11 protein-coding genes and 1 tRNA gene are annotated in these 12,512 nt (G+C 38.2%); 2 read left to right on the forward strand and 10 right to left on the reverse strand.

The window, feature by feature from the left end; translation table 11 throughout:
- Nucleotides 1-90: 90 nt before the first annotated feature.
- From lysA to argH, 3 genes are read right to left on the reverse strand one after another with little or no spacing between them, the layout of a single operon-like run.
- On the reverse strand, nt 91-1,371 hold the full coding sequence (lysA, locus tag ACFING_RS00220; RefSeq protein WP_375629071.1) for a diaminopimelate decarboxylase: 1,281 nt from the start codon (nt 1,369-1,371) through the stop codon (nt 91-93).
- 8 nt (nt 1,372-1,379) lie between these two features.
- A complete protein-coding gene (locus tag ACFING_RS00225) occupies nt 1,380-1,559 on the reverse strand; it encodes an LPS translocon maturation chaperone LptM (protein ID WP_375620931.1) in 180 nt (59 codons plus the stop codon).
- A gap of 51 nt (nt 1,560-1,610) precedes the next feature.
- Nucleotides 1,611-3,011: an argininosuccinate lyase gene (gene argH / locus ACFING_RS00230; protein WP_375620930.1), complete on the reverse strand. Its 1,401-nt coding sequence runs from the start codon at nt 3,009-3,011 to the stop codon at nt 1,611-1,613.
- 32 nt (nt 3,012-3,043) lie between these two features.
- Between argH and ACFING_RS00235 the strand changes: the two genes are divergently transcribed.
- Complete coding sequence (locus ACFING_RS00235; protein ID WP_375620929.1) at nt 3,044-3,739, forward strand: TlpA disulfide reductase family protein; 696 nt, start codon at nt 3,044-3,046, stop codon at nt 3,737-3,739.
- A gap of 2 nt (nt 3,740-3,741) precedes the next feature.
- On the opposite strand, the gene ACFING_RS00240 is transcribed toward ACFING_RS00235, so the two are convergent.
- From ACFING_RS00240 to ACFING_RS00270, 7 genes are all read right to left on the reverse strand, one after another.
- Nucleotides 3,742-4,218 carry a YaiI/YqxD family protein gene (locus ACFING_RS00240; RefSeq protein WP_273790302.1) on the reverse strand — a complete coding sequence of 159 codons (477 nt, stop codon included), beginning with the start codon at nt 4,216-4,218 and terminating at the stop codon, nt 3,742-3,744.
- A 30-nt stretch (nt 4,219-4,248) separates the two neighbouring features.
- Nucleotides 4,249-5,103: a YihY/virulence factor BrkB family protein gene (locus ACFING_RS00245; protein ID WP_375612213.1), complete on the reverse strand. Its 855-nt coding sequence runs from the start codon at nt 5,101-5,103 to the stop codon at nt 4,249-4,251.
- Between the two features lie 411 nt (nt 5,104-5,514).
- A complete protein-coding gene (locus ACFING_RS00250) occupies nt 5,515-6,444 on the reverse strand; it encodes a prephenate/arogenate dehydrogenase family protein (RefSeq protein WP_375620927.1) in 930 nt (309 codons plus the stop codon).
- Nucleotides 6,445-8,399: 1,955 nt separating this feature from the next.
- Nucleotides 8,400-9,440 (reverse strand): DNA polymerase III subunit delta, encoded by a 1,041-nt coding sequence (gene holA / locus ACFING_RS00255; protein WP_375620926.1) that lies wholly within the window; start codon nt 9,438-9,440, stop codon nt 8,400-8,402.
- A gap of 4 nt (nt 9,441-9,444) precedes the next feature.
- Nucleotides 9,445-10,239: an ABC transporter ATP-binding protein gene (locus tag ACFING_RS00260; protein WP_375620925.1), complete on the reverse strand. Its 795-nt coding sequence runs from the start codon at nt 10,237-10,239 to the stop codon at nt 9,445-9,447.
- Nucleotides 10,232-11,128: an ABC transporter permease gene (locus ACFING_RS00265; RefSeq protein ID WP_375620924.1), complete on the reverse strand. Its 897-nt coding sequence runs from the start codon at nt 11,126-11,128 to the stop codon at nt 10,232-10,234. Before ACFING_RS00265 ends, ACFING_RS00260 begins: the two co-directional genes overlap by 8 nt.
- Nucleotides 11,129-11,191: 63 nt before the next feature.
- Nucleotides 11,192-12,169 (reverse strand): ABC transporter substrate-binding protein, encoded by a 978-nt coding sequence (locus ACFING_RS00270; RefSeq protein ID WP_375620923.1) that lies wholly within the window; start codon nt 12,167-12,169, stop codon nt 11,192-11,194.
- 186 nt (nt 12,170-12,355) lie between these two features.
- Here ACFING_RS00270 and ACFING_RS00275 point away from each other — a divergent pair.
- Nucleotides 12,356-12,430 (forward strand) — tRNA-Gly (locus tag ACFING_RS00275).
- Nucleotides 12,431-12,512: the final 82 nt, after the last annotated feature.

Consider the following 12,512-nt stretch of genomic DNA (forward strand, 5'->3'; position numbering starts at 1 on the left):
AGATCATAAACCCCATACAAAACAATTTCTAGAAAATAAATTGTTTCATCAAAGTTTAGTAAAAATAAGACCCAAAATATTTAATAATGCTCAATCTAATTTGGGCTCAATCCAATCTGGAATATGATCACAGCCTATCAATTGTGCATAATCAAGGCGTGGACGAATGACTGCATAACGCGTATCCTGAACCAGAACTTCCGGCACCAAAAGTCGACTATTATAAGTGCTTGCCATCACTGCGCCATAAGCCCCTGCTCCTGTTAACATCAAAACATCACCCGCTTTCAACACTGGCAAAGAACGTTCCAAGCCTAAATAATCACCAGTTTCACAAATAGGACCGACAATATCAGCATTAATCAGAGGGGCATCTATTGGTGTTTTTTTCACTGGCATTACATTTTGCCACGCATCATAAAGCGTTGGACGCATGAAATCATTCATCGCCGCATCAACAATAACAAAATTTCGTCCTTCCCCCTTTTTTAAATACACAACCGATGTCACCAACACACCGGCTTCACCAACAATACTACGCCCAGGTTCTAGGATAATATTGATCCCTAAAGGCGCAATATGTTTCTTTACCAGTGCTGCATACTCAAAAGGAGAAGGTACTGGATTCTGCTCATAACCATAAGGAATACCAAGCCCGCCCCCAATATCGATATGGGTTATCGCATAACCATTATTCCATAATTGACGCACAAAATCTGCAACAATAACAAATGCATCCTCAAACGGTTTTAAATCACAAATTTGACTGCCAATATGGAGATCAACACCACACACATGAAGACCGGGCAATTGAGCTGCTTTTTTATATGCATCACCCGCCAAAGACAGTGGAATACCAAATTTATTCTCAGACTTACCTGTTGTAATTTTCTTGTGAGTCTTAGCATCCACATCAGGATTAAGGCGTAAAGAAATACGAGCTGTTTTTGAAAGCGCAGCAGCCCGCGCCGATAATTGTTCAAGTTCTGGCTCTGATTCAACGTTAAAACAATAAATATCTTGTGCAAGAGCAAAATCTATTTCTCTCACTGTTTTACCAACACCAGAATAAACAATATTCTGCGCAGGAATACCAACAGCAAGTGCACGCCGTAATTCCCCTTCTGAGACCACATCAGCTCCCGCTCCATTGTTAGCTAAAAGTTGTAAAACTGCTTGATTGGAATTCGCTTTAACCGCATAAGCAATTAAACTCGGCATATCATGAAATGCATTCTGATAATCTTTAAAATGTGCAACGATTGCGCTAGCTGAATAACAATAAAAAGGTGTTCCAACTTCCCGCGCAAGTTCCAAAAGAGAAAGACCTTCAGCGTGAAGCACACCCTGATGATAAGAAAAAAAACGCATAAAAATTCCTATTGTATTAACCGATCAAGAATAAAAGGTTTATCTGTTTTGCCTTGAGAAACAAAAGTTCCTTGTGAAGAATTCACTCCTGTTGAAGGAGGCATCTCCAATGACCCTTTACGCCCACACCCAACGACACCAAAGCCCCCAAAAAGGACAACCATCAACCCCTTTATTATAATTTTCATCTGTCCTCTTTCCTCATCTCGATTTCTTTTTTACCTTTAAAATACAATCACTCAAGCGCTCACGAGACGCTTTTTCCAATACGCAATTTGTCGAAGAACCTCTGAAGGCGCTGTTCCCCCAAAGCTTTTACGACTTTCAACAGATTTTTCAACGGTCAAAACATCAAAAAGTGTCGCATTGATATCAGGACAAATTGCTTGAAGTTCATCTAATGATAAATCATGAAGGCGACACTGTTTTTTTTCTGCCAATGCCACAGCACACCCTGTGATGTGATGTGCTTTGCGAAAAGGAATCCCTAAATTGCGTACAAGCCAATCCGCAAAATCTGTAGCTGTTGCATACCCTAAATCCGCTGCTTGTTTCATAGCTTTTTTATTCACTTTCAAATCAGCAATCATCCCTGTCATTGCTGCTAGTGATAATTCCAAACTCAAAGCCCCATCAAACACATATTCCTTATCTTCTTGCATATCCTTTGAATAAGCAAGCGGTAATCCTTTCATCACCGTTAACAATCCCATAAGTGCAGCATTCAATCGACCTGCTTTCGCTCGTACTAACTCTGCCGCATCAGGATTTCTCTTTTGTGGCATAATAGATGAACCCGTTGAAAAAGCATCTGATAAATGAATAAAACAAAACTGTTCACTTGACCAAAGAATTATTTCTTCTGCTAAACGTGAAAGATGTGTTGCACAAAGAGCGCCAGCGCTTAAAAATTCCAATGCAAAGTCACGATCTGAAACACTATCAATTGAATTGCGTGTAGGTTCCCGAAAGCCTAGCGCTTTTGCTGTCATAAAACGGTCAATTGGAAAGCCTGTCCCCGCTAAAGCAGCCGCCCCTAAAGGCGATTCATTCATTCGCTCAAGAGCATCACGCATCCGCGATAAATCTCGACCAAACATTTCAACATAAGCCATCATATAATGACCCAATGTTACAGGTTGAGCCAATTGTAAATGCGTAAAGCCTGGCATAAAGGTATCAACATGTTGTTCTGCGCGAATAAGTAATTGCTCTATCAATCCTTTTAAAGCTTGTGCTATCTTTTGCGTTGCTTCACATACCCACAAGCGAAAATCAACAGCAACTTGATCATTGCGTGAACGCGCCGTATGCAAACGCCCAGCTACAGGACCTATCAATTCGCTCAGCCGCGCTTCAATATTCATATGAATATCTTCAAGCTTTCGTGAAAAAACAAATTTACCGTCTTCAATTTCTTGGCGAATAAGTTTCAAACCATGAACAATTTTTTCATAATCTGATTGTGAAATGATTTTCGTTTGCGCTAACATAGCCACATGAGAAAGAGAACCTTCAATATCTTGTCGATAAAGTTTTTGATCAAAATCAATAGAAGCATTAATTTCTTCCATAATTGCAGCAGGAGCTGCCGCAAACCGACCACCCCACATTTGGTTCTTTAACTTCTCATCTGTCATATTCTGAAAACACCCATCCAAAGGACAAAATTATGATTTTTCAAATTTTCATCAGCGAAAAAAACAATAAAAAAAGGCAACTCTCCCTTGCATTCTTTATCATTGCATTGAGTTTATACGCAACCATAAACTACGATACCAAAAGAGAGTTTTTTCTTTTCAATTTCATTTCAGCAGCACAAGCACAAGAAATAAATACTGATAAAGCACGAGCAGAAAAAATGATGGCGATACGAAAAGCAGCAAAAGGCTTTTTTAGCCACATACGATTTGCTGATACGCCCTCAGATATGAATAAACTCTCTTTCAAGGATATTCTAGGAAAAGAGCACACACTCAGCGAATTTACTGGAAAACCAATGCTGGTCAATCTATGGGCTATTTGGTGTGCACCTTGCCGCACAGAAATGCCTGAACTTGCGCAATTAAAACGTGAATTAGGTGGAGAAAACTTTGATGTCATAGCTATTAATATCGATAAAACTGCTTCTCCTGAAAAAATTCAGCAATTTTTACAGAATATTCATTCAGATAATTTGCTTTACTATCGCGATGAAACAATGGATATTTTCAACAATGTTAGAAAACAGGGGCTCGCTTTAGGACTCCCCATTACATTACTCATTGATAAAGATGGATATCTCATTGCTTCTTTCAATGGTGCAGCTCCGTGGGCCAATGACGATGCCAAAGCACTTATAAAAGCAGTCATTAAAGAAGCCCTATAACTTTAATAACCGCGTCTTTTTAAACGTTGTATAACAAGATCCAGTGCTGACAAAAAAGCAGAACGGTCTTTACGAGAAAAAGGACGGGGACCACCTATTATACTGCCCTGTCCACGCAAATCTTCCATCAAATTGCGCATCGCCAAAGCCTGACCAATTGAATTTACATCAAAAATACGCCCCGTTGGCGAAAGACAAAAACCCCCAGCTTGCACAACCCGTGCTGCTAAAGGAATATCACTGGTAATAACGATACTTGCCTCATGCACATGTTCTACAATCCAATCATCAGCACCATTGAATTCACCAGCAACGACCACTCTTTCAATGAGTGCTTCATCTGGAAGAGACAAAGAACGATTTGCCACAACAAATGTCTTAAGCTGATAACGATTCATCACACGATAAACTTCATCTTTTACAGGACAAGCATCCGCATCAATCAACAAAGTGATAGCAGGCTTTATTGGGATATTCATACCTTGGCTTTCAAGCAATAATAAACTCTTTCATTCATCTGAATGTTGCAAATCCTTGCGATAAAACATTATCGCCGCGTTTATTTCTCCTCCCAAAATAAAAATTGCACTCAATATGTAGAGAAAAATAATAGCAACCATAATAGATGCCAACCCTGCATAGGTAGAAATATAATCAAACATCGTTAAATATTGCGCAAAAGCGATAGAAGCCATAAACCATATAAACATTGTCACCACTATTCCTGGTAAAATATCTATAATTTTCCGCCGCCCTGCTGGAAGCCATTTATGAACAATCAAAAGACTGATAAACAAAATAACGATTGCAACTGTATAACGCCATACACGAATAACAGCAATATATTCAGTCATAAAAAAAGAATGATTTTGCATAATTTTGATCAACAAAGGCGCCAGAATCAATAAAAAACTAATCACAACAAGACCAACAGCTCCAAGGATTACAAAAAACAGACTTTGAAAACGACAAAATAACAAACTCCGTCGATCAGTAACACGGTAAGCTTTATTTAAAGCCGTACGCAAAGCCTCTATCCCATTAGAAGCAAAATAAGCCGTTCCAATGACAGAAAGCGTCAACACACCTCCTCGATGAATGGTTAAAACATTGACAATTTCCTGAGATAACGGCTCTGCAATAACATCAGGCAATAACTGCACCAGTGCTTTAATTTTCTGCGGTGTATAGGTAAAAGCACCTAGAAAACGAGCAAACGATGTTCCAAAAATAAAAAAAGGGAAAAATGCTAAAAGCCCCGATAGCGCAACATGGCTTGCAAAAGCACTCCCACTATCACGCCAATAATGACTTACTGCGTCACCAAAAATACGATAGCTATACCAAAAGATATTTTTTAACAAAACTCAATACTTTCTGGTAAAACTCTTCCTCAGTCTATTTCAAGTTTTATAAAAATCATCAAAACTCTGCAAATAAACATTTTGCAATGTTGCAATATAACGGTCAATAATCAATACGGTCAAGCCCGACTTTATACCAAAACAAAAACAATAACCCACTCTATGAAGTTCTACAACGACTTCATTTTTTTGTTACTTCTACAGATCAGTAACCTCTTCTGTGCATCATATGCCCTATAGAGAACTAAGCAAGATGATCGTGCACACATAAAACCTTTTGAAGTCATGGTTATCTGTATCGAAGCAATCACCACTCTTTTTTATTGCAATCTATGACTGAATAAAGAAAAAACTTCTTATCGATTTCTAGAAAAAACCAACGAAATTCAACAACCCCCCCCTTGCTTTTATTTACCCTTTTTTAGAAACACTCTGACGTCCAAAATCAGGAGCATCAATTTCCTGTCCAGCATCAATAATATTGCGACGTACAGCACGCGTACGTGTAAAAAAGTTAAACAGTGTCTCACCATCTCCTAAATGAATTGCCCGTTCTAAAAAAGCAAGCCCTTCACTAAAACGACCCAACATTTCTAAAATAGCATCTTTATTATGCAAACAAATATCCCGCCACATAACGGGATCAGAAGAGGCCAAACGCGTAAAATCACGAAAACCGGAAGCGGAATAAGCAATCACTTCCGAATTTGTTACTTTTTCTAAATCACTCGCTGTCCCAACAGTATTATACGCAATCAAATGGGGTAAATGTGAAACAATAGCCAAAACAAGATCATGATGCTTAGGTTCCATCTTTTCGACACGCGCACCACAAGCTTCCCAAAACGCTGTTAATTGTGCGACAGCAGCAGCATCGCTATCCGCAAAAGGCGTTAAAATACACCAACGATTCATAAATAAATCAGCAAAACCAGCATCCGGTCCTGAATATTCCGTTCCAGCAATTGGATGCCCTGGAATAAAATGAACCGTTTTTGGCAATAAAGGTGCCATTTCCGCAATAACCAACGCTTTCGTAGAACCAACATCACTCACAATCGCTCCAAGTTTTAAATGATCACGAATGGTTTTTGCCACTTCTGCACTAGCCCCAACAGGAACAGAAAGAATAACCAAATCTGCTCCTTCAACAGCTTTTGCATTATCTGTCGTATAAAAGTCCCCAAGCTCCAATTCACGCGCTCTTTTCAGGGTTTCTGGACGACGTGTTGCAATAGAAATCTGAGCCGTAAGATTTTTCTTTTTAATCACTCTTGCTAAAGAAGACCCAATCAGACCGATCCCAATGAGTGCTATTTTTTCAAACTGGATATGGAGCATCTTTCACCTTCAAAGATTCTTTGCAAATGGCAATAAAGACAATTGTAAAATCACAATTTTCTTGTTTGTTTGTTCAAGAGTTATGCGTAAAACATTAAAAAATGACAACTAGGGAATAAAGAATAACGCAGTTTACCAATTATCACCTGCGCAAGCTGACAACAGATCACTTTACCTAGAAAACACATAAAAAATAAATGACGAGAAATCTAAAATCACGCTCTAAAACTCCCTCTTAATTACTGATCAAAGCGCATCACCGAAACAAAATAAAATGCACTCTCAATTAGGATAACAACGACTCTACATAAAATCCCATCAGTTTACTTTATCTTACTAATTTACTCACAAAAAAACACATCAAAAGCGTAAGCAGACACTAACTCTTCTCCAATTATCCCGATACGTTCATTAATTTGTACATTAGACCTATATAAAACGTATTGCGTCTCCACCTACAACATCAACATAAGTTTCGCGAATATTGAAAACACCGTAAAACAACGCATACCAAAATATACCATTAAAAACATTTTCCTCTCCCGATTCCGGATACCGTAAATCAAATAAATATGAGAAAAACACGCCCTCTCAATAAAGAAAAAGTTTGATAACAAAAACACCGAATATCCCTTTAATGGAATCACACCCCTTACGTAAAACAGAACGCCCTCAACAGAATAAATTTGGATTACAAATTCATGGGTTTGTTTTAAAAGGCATCTCGCTCCCTAGCCTATCTCACGACAGTGTTCGTAAATGTTATAACTATAAATCTATTAAGCACGACCCTCTTCACACTTAATAAAACACTATCATTATATTTTCCTACCCCCAATGTTGCAAAAAACCTTGGAATTTGAGAGCATTCATAAGAGGCATTTTTAGTGCTTTCTTGTACAGCTTTTATCCACACGCCCCCCACTTATGACGTGCAAAAGACATTGTTCTGATTGATTTAATATGAAAAATAATAAATTATTAATAATAAACAATGGCTAGCTCTGTTTATGAGACACATTCATTGCTAAGATAATCATCTCTGTATCAAACATAAAAGTTTCCCCATAAGTGCTGTCGTTTTCATCATAATCTATTTTGACCTTCTCCTCATCCCACGAAGATTCTTAATTCATACAGATCTGCACACCATTCACTTTCTTGTCTAAAAGATTCCTCTAGCTCACTATTTTATGTGATTCAATTAATCTATAATACATTGATTTATAAAAATAACAATTTTTTTCAATTTGAATTATAACTTCGAATACTGTAAAATTCTTCCATCACAAACCCTCTTATCAATTAAAATCTCTTGTCTACACGTCACAAGAAGACACGTGAGAAAAAATGATGAAAAACGCTCTCTAATGTTAAAAACTGTAGCAACATTAGAGGCTAGCAAAGTATATAATGAGTGTCGACTTTCACTTTTATTAAGCGTAAAGATAGAGTGGCTCTATGGGTTTTATATTCTTCACAAGGAACTTTACTTCTACACCATTCATAAACACCGCCGCGAAATAGATATGACGCGCATTGAAAAATATTTCTAAGAAAGCGTATGAATCTACCATACAAGTGTCTTCTGTTGTTTGAGATACTCTGTTTTACATGGGGATGTTACTCCATTAAGACTCTATGAACCAACCTAATATTCACCAAATACCCACACAAAAAAACATCGAACACATAAAATTTGATATGAGCCTCGTATCACTACTCTAAAAAACAGTATTTTACGACACAACAAAATAATAAAACTGTTTCAAAATGGCCTTTTGAAAATAAACTATTTCTTTTGAAGAAAAATTTCTATCAAGCTTTCAAGCTCCTAAAATGCATCTTCAAAAATACAAGTTCCACCAACCTCTACTTGATAGCATAACAGTTTTAATTGCTGAAAATACCTCTGTGGTATACCAAAAATAAAAAATCATTATATTTCTAAGCTGTTAAGCTGCCATCTGGCGTCGTGCAATAATTGTAAGCCCTAACAAAACTTGACGAATGATAGCTTCGCCCAAAAGTGGATTTTTACGACTGTCTAAAACAGCACTCTGAATTCTTTCCATTGCATAAGAAATTTGTTCTAACTTCCAATATTTTAAAGCTTGTTCAACGATCTTTTTCCGTTGAAAAAAAATGGGAGGACGAGCTTCAGAAACCACCGTAAAAGACGATTTTCCTTCAACCTCTACCTGATAACGCAATAGCTGTAATTGCTGAAAATGCCTTTGAGCTGTACTCAAAATTAAAAAAAGTGCCCCCTGCACTGCTGCATGTCGGTTAAAATGCGCTTCAAAGCCTGATATATCGCCCAATAAAAGAGCATCAATGACTTCATCTTGAGAAAGAACACTTACATCACTTACAACAGCTTTCACATCTTCAAGAGTAATATGAACATTTGCAGCGTAAAGACAAAGCTTTTCTAATTCACCTCGTGATACAAGGCGATCCGCCCCTAAACATTCATGCAACCATCTACGTGCATCTAAAGAAAGAGTCTTCTTAAACTGTCCTAAAACCTCATCAATCAAACCGTCAAGAGAACGCATATCATCGGCAAAACAGGGCAAAGCCATCGCTTTTGATGCCGTTTCAACAGCATTGCGCAACCCTGTTCCTTTTTTTAAATCCCCTGCCTCAATGAGAATAAAACAAGCTTCTGGTGGCTTCTCAATTAAAAGTTTTAAAGCAGCAAGAAAACCTTTTTGGTTAGCAGCATTAGAGATCCATATCAAACGATCTCCCCCAAAAAGAGATAACGTACGCGCTTCATTTTCTAAACGTGCAGGATCTTTATCAATTTCAGCAGCATCCAAACGAATTGTCGAAAATGGATCTTCTATTGCTACCCGTGTAAGTTTTGCAAAACATTGTGCACGCTCACAAATAAGACCACGATCTGGCCCATAAATGAGAACAATAGGAAAAGCACGTGAAAAACGCATTAGAAACTGATCAACTTCATGTGCTTTTTTCTGAGCCACACTATTAATCCATTAATAGTTCATCATCATCAAGAACTTCCCCGCGAACTTTCTGAAACATGCCAATTAAATCATTGACATCCAAGCCCTTCCGCTCTTCATGACAGACATCCAAAATCACTTTTCCACCATGCAACATCAAGGTACGATCGCCATAATCAAGAGCTTGACGCATAGAATGAGTCACCATGATAGTTGTTAATTTTTTCTCTTCAACGATTTTTTCAGTCAACCGCATCACAAAATCAGCCATTCCAGGATCAAGCGCTGAGGTATGTTCATCAAGCAATAAAACATCCGCATGTGCTAATGTTGCCATCACAAGACAAACTGCTTGGCGTTGCCCACCTGATAAACTATCCATAGGATTATGAATATATGTTTCAAGACCAATGCCTAATTGAGCAATTTTCTCTCGAAAAAATTGCCGTTTCTCATGATTTAAAGCCGCACGCAAACCACGACGACTTCCTCGAAGAGCAGCAAGAGCCAAATTTTCTTCAATTGTTAAAGAACCACAACTTCCCTCTAACGAATCTTGAAAAACACAAGCAATTTTTCCAGCGCGTTCACTGACTGATTGCCTAGAAACATTTTGTCCATTGATAACCACTTTCCCTGTTGAAGGAAGCGTTGCACCCGCTAAAACACTGAGCAAAGTTGATTTACCAGCACCATTTGAACCAATAACCGTAACAAAACTACCCTGATCAATTTTCAGGTTAATATCAATTAAAGCCTGTTTTTCCAAAGGTGTTTGCGGTTTAAATGTGACCCCAACATGAAAAAACTCAATCACGTTTATGCCTCCTCCAATAGCGTGGCACAATAAGGGTTAAAATAACCAACAGTGAAGTAATCAACTGAAGATCTGTCGACGTATCAATACCAATGCCATTTGCTTCAAATGCAAATTGCACCGCCACACGATAAAGCACAGACCCTACAATACAGCTGATTATAATCCAAAAAATATTGCGCGTACGAAAGAGAGTTTCACCGATAATCACGGCTGCCAATCCAAAAACAATTGTTCCAATTCCACCGGTAATATCTGTTGCAATCGCAGTTTGAATATAAAGAGAACCACCAAGTGCCACACACGCATTGGAAAGCCCCATTCCAAAATATATCAATGCTGATGTATGAACACCTTGCGCCGTCGCCATGCGTGGATTAGCTCCCATTGCACGCATAGCAAGACCAATTTCACTTTCCAAAAAGCGCCAAATCAAAAACGCCATAACGAGCAATACAATACCAACGAAAAGAGGACGCACAAAAATATCAGACAAACCAAACAGATTATAAAAGGGCGTTAACGCCGTATCAGCAAGAGCTAAATTAACATTAGACCCTCCCATAATTCCCATAATACGAAGATTAACCGTATAAAGTGCCGACATTGTTAAAATAGAAGCTAAAAGATTCAAAATGCCAAAACGCAAATTCAACATAGCTGTTAATAAACCAGCCACCATACCTGCACAAAAAGCGCATGCCATAGCTATCCATGCATTGAAACCCAAGAGAATCAAAACACCACAGACACAGGATCCAAGAAGAAACGATCCATCAACCGTTAAATCAGGAAAATCTAAAACCCGAAATGAAAGATAAACCCCTATAGCAACAAACGCATAAATAAGGCCTAATTCCACAGCACCAGAAAACGCAAATATATTCATGTAAAGACAATCCCCATGAAAACTTAACGTATTTTTATTGTATCAACACTCTATCAATAAAAGTTATTGAATCACTTTTGTTGCACGGTCAATAACTGCCTGCGGAATAATAATCCCTGCTTTTTGGGCTGCTTTCAAATCAATTCGAATGTCATTATTAGCCGCCTGCACAACATCAATATCACCAGGCTTTTCACCCTTTAGAATACGCACAACCAATTTCCCAGCATCAACCCCTACATCATAGAAATTCACACCTTGCGTCATAAAAGGCCCGCGCCCGATAGTATTAGCATCAACAGTAAATACAGGCATATTGGCTTCCTCTGAGACCTTTATTGCACCTTCTAAAACAGATAAAATCGTATTATCAGCAGGAACAAAAATAATATCGACCTTACCGATTAAAGCGCGTGTTGCTGCCTGAACATCTGAAGGCTTTGGTGCCGATGAGGGAATAATTTCAATTCCAGCTTTTTTTGCTACATCCTTTAACGTTTTAAGTGTCGAAACAGAATTTGCCTCAGAAGCATTATAAAGATAACCAATTTTTTTCAAATCTGGTTTTACTTCTTGTAAAAGTCTAACACTTTCTGCAACATCTATACGATCAGAACTCCCCGTCATATTACCGCCAGGTTTGGTAAGCGAAGAAACTATTTTAGCTCCGATAGGATCAGAAATTGCTGCAAAGACGATAGGAATTGTTTTTGTTGCCGCAAGCATCGTTTGTGCTGAAGGCGTGGTAATTGCTACAATAACATCGGGTTTATCACCAACAAATTTACGCGCAATTTGCGTTGCTGTTGAAATATTACCCTGCGCTGATAAAAAGGTAAGTTGAAAATTTTCACCTTGCTTATAACCATTTGCTGCAAGCACATCTTCCACACCTTTACGAACAGCATCCGCAGCAGGATGGACCATAATTTGCGTTATTGCAACTTTAACGTGTTTAACTTGGTCATCGGCCTTTGCAACACTGTTCATCATAAAAACAGTTGCAATGATAATCCCTAATATATTTATTCTCTTCAACATTATATTCCACCCCTCTCCATGCAAAAATTAAAAAAGGAATAATTTATGACTGAAGAATTTTCTAAAATCAATCTTTATTTCATTTTATCGAAACATGGACAAAATAAATCAAACTAAAATGATATTTTTTTGTTGCAATTCATAGAAGCCTACGCCATACAGACAAGACATATATCGAATCGGTAAGCGGGTGTAGCTCAGGGGTAGAGCACAACCTTGCCAAGGTTGGGGTCGTGGGTTCGAATCCCATCGCCCGCTCCATTGAATTTTGTATTTATTCGTTCTTGTGTGGAGTTATAGCTTGTCATCGGTTGTTGTAGCTGTATGTATGTAGCTTGCCAGC

Origin of the sequence: Bartonella sp. AP150HLJHH (assembly GCF_042196385.1) — a bacterium.
Taxonomy (GTDB): Bacteria; Pseudomonadota; Alphaproteobacteria; order Rhizobiales; family Rhizobiaceae; genus Bartonella.

Excerpts from the sequence above, each read along its gene's own strand:
- ACFING_RS00240 (WP_273790302.1), bottom strand. The coding sequence starts at position 4,218 with ATGAATATCCCAATAAAGCCTGCTATCACTTTGTTGATTGATGCGGAT.
- ACFING_RS00235 (WP_375620929.1), top strand. The coding sequence starts at position 3,044 with ATGATTTTTCAAATTTTCATCAGCGAAAAAAACAATAAAAAAAGGCAA.
- lysA (WP_375629071.1), bottom strand. The coding sequence starts at position 1,371 with ATGCGTTTTTTTTCTTATCATCAGGGTGTGCTTCACGCTGAAGGTCTT.
- ACFING_RS00225 (WP_375620931.1), bottom strand. The coding sequence starts at position 1,559 with ATGAAAATTATAATAAAGGGGTTGATGGTTGTCCTTTTTGGGGGCTTT.
- argH (WP_375620930.1), bottom strand. The coding sequence starts at position 3,011 with ATGACAGATGAGAAGTTAAAGAACCAAATGTGGGGTGGTCGGTTTGCG.
- ACFING_RS00250 (WP_375620927.1), bottom strand. The coding sequence starts at position 6,444 with ATGCTCCATATCCAGTTTGAAAAAATAGCACTCATTGGGATCGGTCTG.
- ACFING_RS00270 (WP_375620923.1), bottom strand. The coding sequence starts at position 12,169 with ATGTTGAAGAGAATAAATATATTAGGGATTATCATTGCAACTGTTTTT.
- ACFING_RS00265 (WP_375620924.1), bottom strand. The coding sequence starts at position 11,128 with ATGAATATATTTGCGTTTTCTGGTGCTGTGGAATTAGGCCTTATTTAT.